The organism is Saccharopolyspora dendranthemae, assembly GCF_007829955.1.
GTDB classification, from domain to species: domain Bacteria; phylum Actinomycetota; class Actinomycetes; order Mycobacteriales; family Pseudonocardiaceae; genus Saccharopolyspora; species Saccharopolyspora dendranthemae.
The window spans coordinates 659,842-676,335 of record NZ_VIWX01000004.1 but is presented as its reverse complement, the minus strand read 5'-3'; the positions used below and the strand labels follow the sequence as shown (position 1 = coordinate 676,335).

14 protein-coding genes are annotated in these 16,494 nt (G+C 71.0%); 10 read left to right on the top strand and 4 right to left on the bottom strand.

The window, feature by feature from the left end:
* From FHU35_RS21350 to FHU35_RS21305, 10 genes are all read left to right on the top strand, one after another.
* Positions 1–552 carry a hypothetical protein gene (locus FHU35_RS21350; protein ID WP_145742467.1) on the top strand — a complete coding sequence of 184 codons (552 nt, stop codon included), beginning with the start codon at positions 1–3 and terminating at the stop codon, positions 550–552.
* Positions 527–3,421, top strand: a complete 2,895-nt coding sequence (locus FHU35_RS21345; RefSeq protein ID WP_186459531.1) for an ATP-binding protein — start codon at positions 527–529, stop codon at positions 3,419–3,421. The genes FHU35_RS21350 and FHU35_RS21345 overlap by 26 nt, the downstream gene beginning before the upstream one ends.
* Positions 3,418–5,352: a hypothetical protein gene (locus FHU35_RS21340; RefSeq protein ID WP_246110464.1), complete on the top strand. Its 1,935-nt coding sequence runs from the start codon at positions 3,418–3,420 to the stop codon at positions 5,350–5,352. Before FHU35_RS21345 ends, FHU35_RS21340 begins: the two co-directional genes overlap by 4 nt.
* Positions 5,353–5,370: 18 nt before the next feature.
* Positions 5,371–5,955, top strand: coding sequence for a hypothetical protein (locus FHU35_RS21335; protein WP_145742465.1), 585 nt, complete (start codon positions 5,371–5,373; stop codon positions 5,953–5,955).
* A gap of 3 nt (positions 5,956–5,958) precedes the next feature.
* Positions 5,959–6,972: a C40 family peptidase gene (locus FHU35_RS21330; RefSeq protein ID WP_145742463.1), complete on the top strand. Its 1,014-nt coding sequence runs from the start codon at positions 5,959–5,961 to the stop codon at positions 6,970–6,972.
* 152 nt (positions 6,973–7,124) lie between these two features.
* A complete protein-coding gene (locus tag FHU35_RS21325) occupies positions 7,125–7,466 on the top strand; it encodes a hypothetical protein (RefSeq protein WP_246110463.1) in 342 nt (113 codons plus the stop codon).
* A gap of 112 nt (positions 7,467–7,578) precedes the next feature.
* Positions 7,579–7,737: a hypothetical protein gene (locus FHU35_RS21320; RefSeq protein WP_425474163.1), complete on the top strand. Its 159-nt coding sequence runs from the start codon at positions 7,579–7,581 to the stop codon at positions 7,735–7,737.
* A gap of 6 nt (positions 7,738–7,743) precedes the next feature.
* A complete protein-coding gene (locus tag FHU35_RS21315; RefSeq protein ID WP_145742457.1) occupies positions 7,744–9,195 on the top strand; it encodes an RNB domain-containing ribonuclease in 1,452 nt (483 codons plus the stop codon).
* Between the two features lie 80 nt (positions 9,196–9,275).
* Positions 9,276–9,941, top strand: a complete 666-nt coding sequence (gene npdG / locus FHU35_RS21310) for an NADPH-dependent F420 reductase (RefSeq protein ID WP_222429462.1) — start codon at positions 9,276–9,278, stop codon at positions 9,939–9,941.
* Between the two features lie 177 nt (positions 9,942–10,118).
* Entirely contained in the window at positions 10,119–10,505 is a 387-nt protein-coding gene (locus FHU35_RS21305) for a DUF4326 domain-containing protein (protein ID WP_246110462.1), read from the top strand.
* Between the two features lie 51 nt (positions 10,506–10,556).
* Here the strand turns inward: FHU35_RS21305 and panB are convergent, their stop codons facing one another.
* From panB to FHU35_RS21285, 4 genes are all read right to left on the bottom strand, one after another.
* Positions 10,557–11,411 (bottom strand): 3-methyl-2-oxobutanoate hydroxymethyltransferase, encoded by an 855-nt coding sequence (panB, locus tag FHU35_RS21300; protein WP_145742453.1) that lies wholly within the window; start codon positions 11,409–11,411, stop codon positions 10,557–10,559.
* Positions 11,412–11,534: 123 nt separating this feature from the next.
* Positions 11,535–12,326 (bottom strand): transporter substrate-binding domain-containing protein, encoded by a 792-nt coding sequence (locus tag FHU35_RS21295; protein WP_145742451.1) that lies wholly within the window; start codon positions 12,324–12,326, stop codon positions 11,535–11,537.
* A gap of 207 nt (positions 12,327–12,533) precedes the next feature.
* Positions 12,534–13,337, bottom strand: a complete 804-nt coding sequence (locus FHU35_RS21290) for an SWIM zinc finger family protein (protein WP_145742448.1) — start codon at positions 13,335–13,337, stop codon at positions 12,534–12,536.
* Positions 13,330–16,317 (bottom strand): DEAD/DEAH box helicase, encoded by a 2,988-nt coding sequence (locus tag FHU35_RS21285; protein WP_145742446.1) that lies wholly within the window; start codon positions 16,315–16,317, stop codon positions 13,330–13,332. Before FHU35_RS21285 ends, FHU35_RS21290 begins: the two co-directional genes overlap by 8 nt.
* Positions 16,318–16,494: the final 177 nt, after the last annotated feature.

Sequence of the window (16,494 nt, the reverse complement as noted above, 5' to 3'; positions counted from 1 at the left end):
GTGCGGATACGCACCGATGACGAGGTTTACCGGGTAGACGCCGTCTGGCTCGGCCCGCCGAAGGCGACCTTCCCCTTCCGCGCGCGCTACGTCGCGTGGGGCGTCGGCACGTTGGTGTTCCTGCTGGTCCTCGCGGTCGAACGCCGGATGAACATCGGATTCGGCTTCTTCTCGACGGCGTGGGCGCTGGTGATCACCATCGCCCTGACGCGGTTGATCACCGCGAAGATCGGGCACGAGCGCCCGCTCGGCGCGGTCCTGACCATGTGGGTGCGAGAGCTGACCGCTCCCGGGGAGAAGTCCCAGGCGGAGGGCGGCGCGGCCAGCGCCGCCCGAGTGCGGGTCCGACGACGTCGTCCCGTTCCCAAGAACAAGCGCCCCCGCCGGGGGCAACCTCGGCAGCGGCAGACCCAGCAGCAGTCGCAGGGCAGGAAGCAGCACACCCGGCAGGCGCAGCAACAGCCGCGCTCCACCCGGTCCACGCAGCAGGTCGGAAGCAGGCGCACGCGTAGCAAGGAGGTTCGCGGTGTTCGGTCGCCGTCGAGGCGGTGAGCAGCAGCCGCAGCAGGTTCCCCGCGGCTCCAGCGGCAAGATCCGCGGTGCCAACAAGGGCAGCGGCAAGCAGCGCAAACGCGCGCGGGGTCTGGGAGACGAGCAGTCCATCCCGACCTACACCCCGTCGATCGCCGCACGCACCATCGACGGGCACCTGCTGCGAACGGGCCAGGACGTCTTCGCCTGGTACCGGCTCTCGCCGCAGCGCTGGTCCTTCCGCTCCGATTCGCAGCGCCAGGACCTCGTCGCCGCCATCGCGGGCCAGTACTCGGAACTGCAGGGGCGCTGGATGCACCTGCGGGTCACCAATCGGCCCTACCCCATCCGGATGTGGGCCGAGGCGCACGTGCACAACGCGCGCAACCCGCTGCCCGACGCCGAGGGCGCGCTGTCCTTCGACGACTACATGGTCGGCGAGCAGCAGCAGCTGATGGGCCGCTCCATGGCGGAGAAGGAGGTCTACCTGGGTGTCCAGGTGCAGACCCGCAACGTCGTGGACCGAGCGGTGGAACGCGCGGCGCCCCTGCTGCACAAGGTCTTCCCGGAAGCCGTCGATGCCGAGCTCATAGCGCTCGACAGCGAGATCGAGCACCTGGACCAGGTGATCGGCTCCGCGGGGCTGGACGGCCGTCCGGTCACCGCCGAGGAGGTCTCCTGGCTGATGCACCGGTCCTGCTCCCTGGGCCTGCCCGCACCGCGCAACCTGCCTGCGGTTCCCGGCGCGCCGTGGGAGCCCGAGGACCTCGCGTCGTTCACCGACGCCTCCGACATGCACCAGGACCCGTACGCGCCGACGGTCACCGTGCGCGGCCGGACCGGTTCCAACGCCGGGGTCACCCGGCACGTCGCGGTGCTCACGGTCGGCCAGACGCACGGCCTGCAGATCCCCGAGATCGACGATCCCTGGATGCAGCACTCCGACCGGCTGCCCGCGCCCGTGGAGTGGTCGGCGCGGATCTACGTGCGGCGTCCCGAGGACGTCGGCGGTGAACTCCAGCGGCAGATGAACAAGGTCCGCTCCCAGGTCCGGCACTACACCGAGGAGCACGGCCTGGAGCCGCCGACCTCGCTGGCCCGCCAGGCGGGCCGGGTGCTGGAGATCGACGACGAGATGACCTCCGGCTTCACCGCCCTGGCCACCCGGGTCAAGTCCTGGTGGCGGATGTCGGTGTCCGGCCCCACCGAGCGCGACGCGCTGCGGCTGGCCCAGCAGATCCTCGACCTGTACAAGCCGAAGGTCGCCATCGAGCACCCCGAGGCGCAGTACGCGATGGCGCGCGAGTTCATCCCCGGCGAGCCGCTGGCCAACTCCGCGTACCTCCGGCGAGGCTCGGTGGTGTGGGCGGCTTCCGCGGTGCCGCAGGCGACGGCGGAGGTCGGTGACCGGCGCGGCATCCTGCTCGGCGAGACCTGCACGGCCACCCGGCGTCCCGTCGCCTGGGACCCGTGGATGGCCCAGGAGGTCCGCGACGCCTCCGGTCTGACCGCCATGGTCGCGGGACTGGGCGGCGGGAAGAGCTTCCTCGGCGGCGGCATGGTCTACAAGACTTTGCGCGCCGGCGCCCACTGGACGCTGCTGGACCCGTCGGGGCCGCTCGCCGAGCTGTGCAACCTGCCGGAGATCAAGCCCTACGCCCGCAACATCAACCTGCTCAACGCCCAGCCCGGCATCCTCAACCCGTACCGGGTGGTCGCCGAGCCGGAGCTGGAGCACTTCGTCGACGAGGAGGACCCGGAGCGCGGCTGGCGGCGCGAACGCGCGCTGGCCGCCGCGACGCGGCGCCGACTCGTGCTCGACGTGCTCACCGGGCTGCTGCCCTACGAGGTGGCGAAGCTGCCGCAGACCCGGATCGTGCTGCTGCGCGCGGTCCGCGCCGTCGGCGGCCGGGTCGACGCGCACCCGGGCATGGTCTTCGAGGCGCTGCGCCGCGACGCCAGCGAGCACCACGAGCACGCGGTGGTCGTCGCCGACTTCCTCGACGAGATCCGGGAGCGCATGGCGCTGCTCATCCCGGAGAACGACGCCGACCCCTACTCCGAGACCCGCGACGACCGGCTCACGGTGCTGACCATGGCCGGGCTGACGCTGCCCAAGGACGGTGTCGGCCGCGAGCACTGGACCGACGCCGAGGCGCTCGGCGTGGAGATGCTCAACCTGGCGGCCTGGCTGACCCAGCGGTCGATCTACGAGCGGCCCAAGGGCGAGCGCAAGGGCGTCTGGATCGACGAGGCGTTCTTCCTCTCCGAGGTGCCGACCGGTCGAGTGCTGATGAACCGCTTCGCTCGTGACTCGCGGAAGTGGAACGTCCGAGTGCTGCTCTCCAGCCAGCTCCCGGCGGACTTCCTGCGCATCCAGGGCTTCGTGTCGCTGCTGGACTCGGTGTTCATCGGCCGCCTCGACGACGACCAGGCCCAGGCCGACGCGCTGCGGCTGCTCAAGGTGCCGGTCGACGCCGGCTACGAGCAGGTCGTCTCGGCGCTGGGCCGACGCCCCGGCCCGGCCCGCAACGCCACCCAGCGCGACCGCTCGCCGCGCCAGTTCATCTTCGGCGACGGCGCGGGCGGGGTGGAGAAGATCCGCATCGACTACTCCGGCCCGCACCTGGAGCACCTGCGCGACGCGCTGGACACCACCCCGGCGTCCGAGCCCGACGCGGAACCGCGGGAGCTGCAGGCCGGTCCCGACGGCGACGGCGTCAACTCCGACTCGAGCACGTCCGCGCTGAACCCGGCGGAGGACGACTACGGGGACGACTTCGAAGCGTTCGACGAGCTCGAACTCGAAAGCGTCGGCATCGGTTCCGATGACGGCACCGAGAGCTCGACCCGGCGGCCGGGCGAGCGGGGTGGGGACGACGCGAGGTGAGCGGCGCGGTCTTGGGCATCGTGGTGATCGCCGCTGCGCTCGCAGCGCTGGTCGGCGTGCTGGTGATCAACCGTCGGACGCGTTCGGCGGAGGTGTTGAACCCGCGTCGCCGTAAGGTCTACCTGCTGATCGCGGGCATGCTGGCGATGCAGTCGATGATGGCGGGTCCCGCATGGGGCCAGGACTTCGACTGCAAGGAAGCACCGAACCCGGAACGCCCCGGCTCCGGCATGGTCGGCGCACTGGACCCGGCGCCGATGGGCGCGGGCAACCCGGGCAGCGCCTACGACGAGGTCGGGTACGCCGGTCTGATCTGGCACACCTACGACCTCGGCTGCGGTCCGCAGGGAGTGACCAGCCCGGACGCCCTCGCCGACACCTGGGTCGGCAACGAGCTGTTCAACCTCGCCAAGAACCTGGTGGGCGCCACCAACGGGCTGCACTACGCGCTGCTCAACGGCGACCTGATGGACCCGCTGGACGAGGTGATCGCCACCGGCACGGTCGCCCTCTACGACAGCGTCTTCGCGCCCTGGTTCGGCCTGGTCGCCCTGGTGCTGGCGGTGGTGCTGTTCCGCTACATCTGGCAGGGCGACCTGGCCAGCATCGGCAAGCGCGGCATGTGGGCGCTCGCGGCGCTGTGGTTCGCCTCGGCGACCTACCTGACGCCGCTGGTCTACACCCACGCGCTGGACGAGATCGTGATCACCGGCACCTCGGCGGTGCAGGCCGGTTTCCTGCACGAGGTCGGCGTGGACGAGGCCAACGCGCTGCCGACGCTGCTGCACGACCAGGTCATCTACCGCAACTGGCTGCGCGGCGAGTTCGGGTCGCCGGACTCCCCGCAGGCCCAGCAGCTCGGCCGCGAACTGCTGCGCGCTCAGGCGTGGACCAAGCAGGAGGTCAACGCCGGGGCCGACGGTGGATCGCCGGAGCCCAAGAAGCAGGCGTTCGAGGACGTCGCGGGCAAGATGGGCAGCGCCTACGGCTACTTCCAGGGAGTCGACGGCAGCCGCGTCGGCGCGGGCGTGCTGGGCAGCGTGCAATCGCTGGCCTACGCCTCGTTCCAGCTGCTGGCCAAGGCGACCATCCTGCTCGCGCAGGTCCTGCTGCGGGTGCTGATCCTGGCCGGTCCGCTGATCGGCCTCGTCGCGCTGGTCTACCACCAGATCCTGCGGATGATCGGCCGGGTGGCCGGTGCCGCGGTGCTCAACGTCGTGATGGTCTCGGCCCTGGCCGGCCTGCACACGCTGCTCCTGACCTGGATCTTCGACCCGACCCGGGGCTTCTCCGCGCTCACCCAGATCCTGCTGGCCGCGCTGATCACCATCGTGTTCCTGATGATCGCCAGGCCGATCCGGCGGATCGCGCAGATGGTCGAGCTGTCCGTGGGCACGGTCGGCCGTGCCGCACCCGCGCAGGGCGGGATCTTCGCCCGCTTCGGCAGGCGCGGTGACAACCCGTCGGGCGGGCAGTTCTGGGAGCAGGTCCGCGACGGCGACTCCGACGAGGAGTACGCCGGCGGCGACGGGCCGCGCAGGCGGCGTCCGGAAGCGCTGCTGCCCGCCGTCGCCCAGCGGCTCGACCGCGAGGACGGGCCCGCGCCGCAGCAGACGTCCATCCCGGGCGGTGCGGCGGCCGGTGCGCTGCCCGCGAGCGGTGGTTCGCCGCGCCGGCCCGGCGGGATGTCCGGTGCCGCGGAGATGCGCACGCCCAGCCGGGTGGTCGATACCAACCCGGTGGCGGATGCCAAATGGGATGGGAACGACGAAGATCCGGTGTTGATCCCGTCGCGCTCGACGGTGGAGCGGGTGCAGGACCAACCGGCCGGCACCGAGTCACCGCGCCTCGCCGAGCGCGAGGTCGTGCAGGGACGTCCCGTGCACGTGATCTACCGGCCCTCCCGAGGGCTGGAAGTGGCCGATGGCTGACCGGAAGAGGGGGAGCTGATGCCGATCCGGACGCACCGCGGGAGAGCCGCGGTGTACCGCAGGTTCTGGGGCTGGCCGCTGCGCTCGCCCAAGCACCTGGCGGCCGCTCTGGTCGTGGTGGGCGCGGTGGCGACCGTCATCGGACTCGTGCTGCCCGAACCACCGCCGAGCCGCAACGTGGCCGCTGGTGGCCGCACCACCGAGCGCGAGCAGCCGTCGCAGCACTCCGCGGTCGTGCCGACGACCAAGCGACCACCGACGATCTCCGTGCCGCAGGCGGGTCCCACCCCGACGGCTCCGGACCCGGCGGGCGTCGCGATCGTCGAGAAGTGGGGCGAGGCCTGGGTGAACCACCCGGTCGGCGCCGACCGGCAGCAGTGGGTGAGCGGGCTGCGGCCGCTGACCACCGACGAGTTCCTCACCGAGCTCTCCACCGTCGACCCGGTGAACGCGGGCAACGTGATCACCGGAGCACCGGCCGCGGTGACCTCCACCGCGGGCACGATGGTCGTCCGGCTGCCCACCGACATCGGGGTGCTCAACGTGACCGTGAACAAGACCCCGGCCGGATGGCGGGTGGCCCAGTACGACAAGGAAGGTTGACGCATGCGCAAGCTCGTGGTCGCTTTCATCGTGCTCGCGGGTTTCGCAGGAATGATCGGTCTCGGTGCGCTGACCATGCTGATCAGCAGCAGCAGCGGCAACCAGGGCTGGTCCAACTGCAGTGCCAACCTCGGACCGTGGGGTGACGGGGCCGGGCGAGGCGAGAGCGACGCGGGCTCCCTCAAACCCGAGTCGGTCGCGGTGGCCAAGCGCATCATCGACATCGGGAAGCAGCGCGGGATGCCGCCGCGCGCTTGGCAGATCGCCATCCAGGCGGGCAAGACCGAGTCGAACCTCGCCAACCTGACGCACGGCGACCGCGACTCGCTGGGGATCTTCCAGATGCGGCCCTCGATGGGCTGGGGATCGATCACCCAGGTCACCGACGTCGACTACCAGATCAACAAGTTCTACGACGTGCTGCAGGCCGTCCCCGGCTGGGAGGAGCTGCGGCCCGGCACCGCCGCGCAGCGCGTCGAGCGCTCCGCGTTCCCGCTGCGCTACCACCGCTGGGAGCCGATGGCCGCGCACCTGGTCAGCGTCGAGGGCAACGTTCCCGGTGTCACCGCCTGCGACGACCTCCCCGGTTCCAGCGTGCTGGGCGGCCAGGCGCTGTCGTTCGCGAAGGCGCAGCTGGGCAAGCCCTACGTGTGGGGCGCGGCGGGGCCGTCCTCGTTCGACTGCTCGGGTCTGACCCAGCAGGCGTGGAAGGCCGCGGGGATCGAGATCCCCAAGTACTCGCAGACCCAGTACTTCCAGGGCGGCGTCCACGTGCCTCTGGCACAGGCCCAACCGGGTGATCTCGTGTTCTGGGGATACGGCCGAGATCCGCACGGAATTCACCACGTCGGCCTCTATTTGGGTGACGATCAGCTGCTGCACGCTCCGCAACCGGGTGAATCAGTCGAGGTCACGAAGCTGTGGGACGGCGGGCAGCTGCTGCCGATGGTCGTGCGGCCGGCAGCGGACACGCCCGCACCGCCCGGCGCGGTACCCGCCGCCGGGGGCGTGCGTTAGGTAAGAATGGCGTCGGCCTGCTGAAACTCCCGAAGGGGTTGCTCATGTTCACGCCGGACCCGATTCCGCGGCCGACCGGTCCGCCCGCGTCGAGCACGCCACTCGGTGACTACCTGAACCAGTCACCGCCCGGAGGTTCCTCGGGTTACGCGGTGTTACCGCGTTCGCTCGCCGAGGCGATGCCGCTGCCGTGGCAGCACCAGATGCGCAACCTGCTCGCGGAGTTCCACCAGGCGTTCGGGCACGTGCAGTGGCCGGTCTACCGGGTCGTCCCGTCCCGCTACGAACGGCTTGCCAACCTCGACGACGACCAGCTGGCCGAGGTCGGGTGCACCGTCGAGGTCGGCGACGACGGCGAGCTGGAGTACCGGATGCGTGACGGCCGCCGGATCGAGGACCCGGAGAACCACCAGGTGCTGGTGTCCTGCCTGGACCCGATCCCGCCGCGCGGCACCCAGCCGCCCGCCGCGCCACCGCCGCCCCCGGCCTGGTGAACCTCAGCCGAACGGCGTTCGGACATCTCGGTCGTTCCAGCGCGCCAGGCGTGACAGGTGGGCCTTTGCGTGCGAGGCTCGAAGCATGGCCCGCGGAGGTTGGTACTTCTGTTTGAAGCATCGGCAGGTCGAGCCCAAGTCGGGCTGTCGTGCCGCCGATCGCTTGGGCCCGTACCCGGATCAGGAGACCGCGGCCCGTGCGCTCGAGATAGCCGAGGAGCGCACCGAGGCGGCCGATGAGGCCGACCGCAGCTGGAAAGACGAGGACTGAGTTCTCGTGACGGCGGCGGAGAGGTTCCCGGACGGTGTCCACGCTGTTCCTCCCGTTGCCGCGCATCAATTCGGCCTGGACTTCGCCGCGGTCCGCCGCGAGCTGAATCTGCCGCGCGATTACCCGACCGGCGCGCTCGCCGAGGTCGAGCAGACCGTGGCCCAGCCGTTGCCGACCGGCGTCCGCCACGACGCGATCGATCTCCCGCTGGTGACGGTCGACCCGCCGGGCGCCAAGGACCTCGACCAGGCGGTGCTGCTGCGGCGTCGTGGCAGCGGCTACCGGGTCCACTACGCCATCGCCGACGTGGCCGCGTTCATCCCGCCGGGCGGTGACCTCGACAAGGAGGCTCGCCGCCGAGGTCAGACCCTCTACCTGCCGGACGGCAACATCCCGCTCCACCCCACGAGGCTCTGCGAGGACGCCGCGAGCCTGCTGCCGGATCAGGTGCGCGCTGCGGTGCTGTGGACCATCGACCTGGACTCCGACGGCTCGCCGGAGCGGGTGGACGTGCGGCGAGCGCTGGTGCGCTCGGTCGCTCGCCTCGACTACGAGGGCGTGCACCGCTCCCTCGCGCAGGGCTGCGCGCACCCGTCGATCGAGCTGCTGCCGGAGGTCGGCAGGCTGCGGCGCGAGCAGGCGCTGCGGCGCGGCGCGATCGAGCTGGGGCTGCCCGAGCAGCAGGTGGAGTCCGACGGCGAGGGCGGCTGGCGGCTGGCCTTGAGGCCGCGACTGGTCGTGGAGGAGTGGAACGCCGAGATCTCGCTGCTCACGGGCATGTGCGCGGCAGAGATCATGCTGGAGGCCGGGGTCGGCGTGCTGCGCACGGTTCCGGAGCCGGACGTGGCCACCGTGGACGTGCTGCGGCGCTCGGCCAACCAGCTCGGCGTGCACTGGCCGGTCGGTGTGCCTCCCGCCGAGGCGCTCGCGGAGCTCGACCCGGCCCGCCCGGAGGCGCTGGCCGTGCACGTGGCCGCGACCAGGCTGCTGCGCGGTGCCGGCTACACGGCGTTCGCGACCGGAGCGCCCGCCAAGTCGGGGCACGCCGGCATCGGAGCCTCGTACGCGCACGTGACCGCCCCGATCCGCCGCCTGGTCGACCGGTACTGCGCCGAGATCTGCCTGGCGGTGACCGCCGGGCGCGAGATCCCGGAGTGGGTCACCGAGGCGTTGGGCGAGCTCCCGTCCGCGATGGGCGTGTCGGACCGGTCGGCCACGCAGGTCGAGCGGGCCTGCATCGCTCAGACGCAGGCGTGGTCCCTGGCCTCGCGGGTGGGGGAGGAGTTCCCGGCGACCGTGCTGCGGGTGCCCAACGGCGTGGCGGGCGAGGTCTTCGTCGCCGATCCGCCGATCATCGCTCGCTGCACCGGTAGCGGCCTCGGCGAGGGGCAGCAGGTCCGGGTGCGCTTGGTGACCGCCGATCCGGAGCGCCGCGACGTCGAGTTCGAAGTGGCCTGACGCACACCTCGTGGCATTCTCGTGGCCAGTGGGTCGATTGTGGATCGTGACTGTCGATGGCGACGAGAGGGGCCGTGAAGGTGACTGGTGTGCGGGAGATGACCGTCGGGGTGCTGGGCGGTACCGGGGCTCAGGGCCGGGGACTGGCGATCCGCTGGGCCAAGGCGGGTCTGAAGGTCGTGATCGGGTCCCGCAACGCGGAGCGCGCGCAGCAGGCCGCCGATGAGATCAAGGAGATCGCGGGCGGCGACGTCACCGGCGCCGACAACGCGGGCTGCGCGGCGGCCTCCGACCTGGTGCTCGCGGCGCTGCCGTGGGAGGGCCACGCGGACACGCTCAAGGCCTTGCAGACCGAGCTGGCGGGCAAGATCGTCATCGACTGCGTGAACCCGCTCGGCTTCGACAAGAAGGGCCCCTACGCGCTGCCCGTCGAGGAGGGCAGCGCAGCCCAGCAGGCGGAGCAGATCCTGCCCGACTCCCGGGTCACGGCCGCCTTCCACCACGTCTCGGCGGTCACCCTCGCGGACCTGTCCGTGGACCACGTCGACCTCGACGTCCTGGTCCTGGGCGACGACCGCGAGGCCACGGACACCGTCCGCGAACTGGCCGACGTCGTCCCGGGCGTCCGCGGCATCTACGGCGGCCGCCTCCGCAACGCTCACCAGGTCGAGGCCTTCACCGCCAACCTCATCGCCATCAACCGCCGCTACAAGGCCCACGCAGGCCTCCGCATCACGGACGTGTAGGGAGTCCGTGGTTTCTTCGCTCGGCGGTGCGGGTAGCGGAACCTGACACGCCTTCTTGCTCCGGGATCCGAGACTGATGTCCCCGGAAGACGTGTCAGACCCCGCGGCGGTGCAAGCCGAGTCTCACACCTGAAACAACGGCCCTGACGTGGCACGGTGGGTCCGGAGGTGGTTCGGGTGCTGCCGGAGGAAGCCAGCTGCTGGAGCGATGACGAGCGGGAGCGGGCGGACGCGCTGCTGGACGGGCACGCCGTGGTGGTCAACGTCCGCAAGGACGGACCGCACAAGCACCTGGTCCCGTGGCTGCTCGACCAGGACCTGCTGACCTACGTGGGGCATTCGGGCCCTCGGCACGGGTGGCCCCAGTCGGACTTCGCCAGCCCGTTCGTCTCCGAGGCCAAGACCGACCGCGAAGCGATGGTCCGGCACTACGACCAGTGGCTCGACGATCGCCCCGACCTGCTCAAACGAATCCGAGAAGGCGAGCTCGACGGCCGCGCGCTCGGCTGCTGGTGCGCCCCGAAGCCCTGCCACGCGGACGTCCTCGCACACCGAACGCGCTGACGGCCAGGAGTCGGGGCACGCGCGCGGCGCGCCCCGGCTCGAGGCGTCGTCTCAGTGGAAGGAGTGCTCCGGGCCGGGGAAGTTGCGGCCCTTGACCTCCGCGGCGAACTGCTCGGCCGCGCCGGAGAGGACGTTGCCGAGCTCGGCGTACTTCTTGACGAACTTGGCCGTGCGACCGGTGTTCATGCCTGACATGTCGGTCCAGACCAGGACTTGGGCGTCGCAGTCCGGGCCCGCGCCGATGCCGACGGTGGGGATGCGCAGCTCGTTGGTGACGCGCTTGGCGGCTTCTGCGGTGACCATCTCCAGCACCACCGAGAACGCGCCGGCCTCCTGCACCGCCAGGGCGTCCTCGAGCAGCTGGTCGGCCTGGTCGCCGCGGGCCTGCACCCGGTAGCCGCCGAGGCCGTGCTCGTGCTGCGGGGTGAAGCCGATGTGCGCCATCACCGGAACGCCCGCGCTGGTCAGCGCTTCGATCTGGGGAGCGAAGCGGCGACCGCCTTCCAGCTTCACGGCGTGCGCGCGGCCTTCCTTCATGAACCGGGTCGCGGTTTCCAGGGCTTGCTGGGGGGACGCCTGGTAGGAGCCGAACGGGAGGTCGGCGACCACGAGCGCGTGTTCGACGGAGCGGGTCACGGCGCGGGTCAGCGGCAGCATCTCGTCGACGGTCACCGGGAGCGAGGTCTCGTAGCCGTAGACGTTGTTGGCCGCCGAGTCACCGACCAGCAGGACCGGGATGCCCGCCTCGTCGAAGATGCGGGCGCTGTACATGTCGTAGGAGGTGAGCATGGGCCACGGTTCCCCGCGCTCCTTGAGCTGCTGGAGGTGGTGGATGCGAACCTTGCGCCGGGTCGGCCCCGATCCGTACGGGGCCTGGGTCTCGCCCTGGTCGTGGGCAGCAGTCATCGTTGACCGTCCTTTTCCCTCGAGGCCCGAAACGGGTCCCCGGGTCGTCGCGGATGGTGGTACTCGCCAGCGTCGCACGAGGACACCGGCGAGGCGATGACTGCTGACTCACATCACAGCGGCTCAGCCGAGCCAGGGCGCTGCGAAGCGCTGGTACGTGCCGTCGTTGCGCGCGATGGTCAGGTAGTGGTTCACCCACTGCTGGAACACCACGTCGCCCTTCGGCAGCAGGTACGCCTTCTCGGCGAAGGTGAACGGCTGCTCCGGGTGCACGGGGCACAGCTCCGGGTGCTGCCTGGCTTGCCAGCGGGTTTCCGAGGAGTCGGTCATCATCAGGTCCGCGTTCCCGTCGATGACCTGCTGGAAGATGGTGTTGTTGTCGGGGTGGCCGACGATGGTGGCGCGCTTGAGCGCCGACCTGGCGAACTTCTCGTTCGTCCCGCCCGGGTTGACCACGGCGCGCACGCCCGGCTGGTCGATCTGCTCCAGCGTCTGGAACCGGGAGACGTTCTCGCAGCGGGTGATCGGCGTCTTGCCGTCCACCCCGAACGACGTGCTGAAGAACGCGCGCTTCGCCCGCTCCAAGGTCACCGAGACGCCGCCGACGGCGATGTCGCAGCGCGAGTCGAAGTCGTCCAGCAGTGTCTTCCATGTGGTGGGCACGATGGTGGCCCGCACGCCGAGCTCGCGGGCCATGTCGTGCGCGACGTCGATGTCTATGCCGCTCCACGCGCCGGAGGGGTCCCGGTAGGTGAAGGGCCGGTAGTCGCCGGTGCTGCACACCCGCAGCTCACCTCGCCGAGCCACCTCGTCCAGCCGGTCAGGCGCCGGTTGCGCTGCGGGTGGCGGCGCGGAGCACCCCGCCGTCACCATCGCGGCCACGGCCAACCCGATCCCGAACTTCACCCAGCGCATGTGCCCTCCCGATCTTCGTGCGGGACAAGACATAACCCGTCGGTGCTCCGAAAGCCAGACCCCGGGGGAGACGGGTGCGGCAAAAACGGGAAATCGAAACAGGCAACCTCGCGGGGTGGGAAGCGTCTAACGGATGGAGCGCGTGGGAGCCGTGCCACAGTCGGGGAGGGGAGCCACCTGGGGGTACTCCCCTCCCCGAACCACGTGTCAGCCGGTGAACGCGCGGTAGGCGGGTCGCAGCAGGTCGGTGACCGGCGTGCCGCCCACCGTCAGCGGGAGCGGCTCCAGCTCGTCCAGCACGAGGGCGTCGGCGGCCGGGACCTCGGGGGTTCCGGCGGGTGCGGGGCTGGTCCAGAAGTCGTGCAGGTGATCCGCCAGCGGGTCCTCGTCGGTGGCCACCTCCGCGGTGACCTGCTGGGTTCCGCGCAGGGTGCGCAGTCGGTCGAGCAGCTCCTCCCTGCCGCGGCCGCGCCACGCCAAGATCTGGAACGGGTCCTCGTCGAAGGACTCCGCCAGCAGGTAGCAGGTCGCGGCGAGGTGCTTGCACGGGATTTCCCAGTCCGGGCACGAGCAGTCCATCGTCAGCTCGCGCATCGTCGTCGGGAACAGCTCCAGCCCGAGGTCGGCGAACACCTGCTCCAGCCCGGTAGGCATCTCCCCGGCCAGCAGCTTCGCCGCGTACAGCGCTTGACCTGCCAGCTCCCGCTCGATGTGCGCCCACTGCTGCGAGCTGAAGGCCTTGATGCCGATCCGCGCCCGGTACGGCTCCGGCCGCGAACCCTGCACCAGCCCGACCACCACGCTCGTCGACAACGTCAGGTTGAACACCTGGCCGGAGCGCGCGTAGTTCTTGCCGCGCTGCAACCGGCCGCCCATGCCGAAGGACTCCAGCACCTCGATGAACCGCTGGGACCACCAGGTCTGCGCGATCGTGCCGCGCTTGCTGCGCGCCTGGATGCCGTCGTCGCGCCGGATCGGCCCGCGAGCGTCGAACTTCCACTGCTCAGGCACCGGTCGCCTCCGCGTCCAGCGTGACGAGCTCCCGCAGCTGACGGGTCGAGAGCTCGGTCAGCCAGTTCTCGCCGCTGCCCACCACGAGCTGCGCCAGCGCCTTCTTGTCCTCGATCATCTTGTCGATCTTCTCCTCCAGGGTCCCGATGCAGGTCAGCTTGCGCACCTGCACGTCGCGGCGCTGCCCGATGCGGAACGCCCGGTCGGTCGCCTGGTCCTCGACGGCCGGATTCCACCAGCGGTCGAGGTGGATGACGTGGTTCGCGGCGGTCAGGGTGAGCCCGGTGCCGCCCGCCTTCAGCGACAGCACGAAGATCTTCGGGCCGTCCGGGTCCTGGAAGCGCTCGATCATGGCGTCGCGGGCCTTCTTCGGCGTTCCGCCGTGCAGGAAGGGGACCTCGGTGTCGAAGCGCGCCGACAGGTGCGGCACCAGGTGCCCGCCGAACTCGGCGAACTGGGTGAACACCAGCGCCTTGTCACCTTCGGCGACAACGGAGTCGAGCAGTTCCTCCAGCCTCGCCAGCTTGCCGGAGCGGCCGGGCAGCGCCGAGCCGTCGCCGAGCAGCTGGGCGGGGTGGTTGCAGACCTGCTTGAGCTTGGACATCGTCGCCAGCACCAGGCCCCGGCGCTCCATGCCCTCGCTGTCGGCGATCCGCGCGAGCATGTCGTCCACCACCGCCTGGTACAGCGTCGCCTGCTCGGAGGTGAGGTTGCACAGCTGCTTCATCTCGATCTTGTCCGGCAGATCGCTGATGACCGCGGGGTCGGTCTTGATCCGCCGCAGCACGAACGGACCCGTGACCGCGCGAAGCCGGGCCGCCGCGTCGGTGTCTCCGTCGCGTTCGACGGGCACGGCGTAGCGCGCGCGGAAAGTGCTGAGCGAACCGAGGATCCCCGGGTTCGCGAAGTCCATGATGGACCAGAGCTCGGCCAGCCTGTTCTCCACGGGCGTTCCGGTCAGCGCGATCCGTTGCCGGGCCGACAAGACGCGCACCGCTCTGGCCTGGCGGGACCTGCTGTTCTTGACGTTCTGCGCCTCGTCCAGGACGACCCGCTCCCAGCGGATCTCGCGCAGCGCCTCGGAATCGCGGGCGGCCAGCGGGTAGGTGGTGATCACCAGGTCGTAGCGCTCCACCTCGTCGCGCAGGTCCTCGCCGCTGAGCCGGCCGCCGCCGTGGTGGACGTGCACCCGCAGACCGGGCGCGAACCGCTCGGCTTCGCGCTGCCAGCTGCCGACCACCGACATCGGGCACACCAGCAGCGTCGGCGGGCGCGCCTCCTCCTCGCGGGTCAGGGCTTCGAGCGCGAGGAGCTGCACCGTCTTGCCCAGCCCCATGTCGTCGGCCAGGCATGCGCCGAGCCCGAGCCGGTTCAGGAACACCAGCCACGCCAGCCCGCGCCGCTGGTAGGGGCGCAAGGTCGCGCCGAAACCGGCAGGCGGGTCGACGGGTTCGAGGAGCTGGTCGGCCTGACCGGACATCAGCTCGCCGAGCCACCCGCTGGCGTTGACCTCCACCACCGGCAGCGGGCGCTGCTCCTGGTCCTCGCCGCCGGCCTGCTTGAGCAGGTCGAGCGCGGTCATCTGGCCGGTCGCGTCCTGCTCCAGCATCGCCAGACCCGCGGCGAGCCGCTTGCGGTCGACCTGGACCCAGCGGCCGCGCATCCGCACCAGCGGGACCTTCGCGGCGGCCAGCTCGGCGAGCTCATCCGGGGTCAGGGTCTCGTTGCCCAGCGCGAGTTCCCAGCGGTAGTCGATCAGCGCGTTCTTGTCGATGCCTGATTCCTTGGTGACCGTGCCTGCGGTCCCGGTGCTGGAGGCGTTGAGCTTCAGGCCGAGTTGCCGCTGACTGCGCCCCCACCAGGACGGCAGCAGGACGGCGAATCCGGCCTGGTCGAGGTGGGCCGCCCGGCTGAGGAACTCGTAGGCGCCTTCGGTGTCGAGCACCAGCTCGGTCGGGTGCGAGGAGCGCAGCGCGGCGTCGAGCTCCGGGCAGATCCGGCTGGCCCGGCCGAGCTCGGTGAGCAGCAGCTCCTGCGGTTGGTCGACCCAGCGCCTCAGCACCTGGGGGTCGTCGGCCCACACGTCCTGGGCGGAGATGAGCACGCCCGGGTCGTCGACGGCCTGCAGCATGAACTCCACGATCCAGTCCGAGTCGTCGTCCTCCGGGGCGTGGAGCCGGAAGCAGGTCCGCAGCGGGCTGTCGCCGATGAGCCCGTCGCGCCAGGACTCGAGCTGTCCGGCCAGCTTGCGCAGCTGTGAGCGGTCGGCGTTGATGTGCGGGTCGCCGCTGAGCGCGTTGAGCCACGACGCGGTGGAGCCCTTGCCCTCGGTGAGGGCGCCGGTCAGCCTGCTGCGGGCGAGGTCGTCGACGAGCGCGTTGAGCGCGGTGTCCAGCACCTGTTCCGGGGTGTCGTCGCTCGCGGCGCGCAGCGCGTGCGGCATGGCGTCGCGCAGGGCTGCGAACCTCGCCGAGTCCGCGCCCGAGAGCGCGGGAACCCACCGCGCGGCGGGCCGTTCGCCCTCGAAGATCAGCGAGGGAAGCACCCGGCCGCCCGCGACCAGGCCTTCGGAGAAGGCTGCGAGCTCGCCGAGGAACCGCGCGTCCGTTCCGATCCGGCACCCCGGCAGCTCCGCGGCCAGCAGTTCGGGCAGGGCGGAGGGCCGGATCGACACGGCCCGCACCTGCCAGTGGCGCAGCCGCAGCTTTCCGCGCGGTGCTGATCCTGCGGTCAGCGGGTCGCGCACCAGCTCTGGTGAGGAGACCGGCGCGGAGGCGAACGACGGGAGCGCGAGCTCAACGCCGTCCACCGGGTCGCCGTCGACGGGAAGCGCGTCGAGCAGGTCGTCCCTGGCGACGGTGAACGGGTGCGGCAGGACCCCGGCAGGTGCCCGGCCGGGAAGCCGGCTCGGCAGCTCCGAGTCCTCCGCCCACACCAGCAACCGGTCCGCGGAGTCGCACAACGCGTGCACAACCCACACAACCGGCCCCCAATACCTTCGGACGAACCAGGGCGGCGCCCCACAGCCCCGAACAGAGTTCCCGCGAGTCTAGGCCTCGGCAGATCGCCCCCCGTTCGGGTGGCATCTGCAGGAGCAGCCCAGTTTTAGTCCAAACCGAGCCAGGATCATGTCCGTTTTGTCGGCTCAGTTTGGACT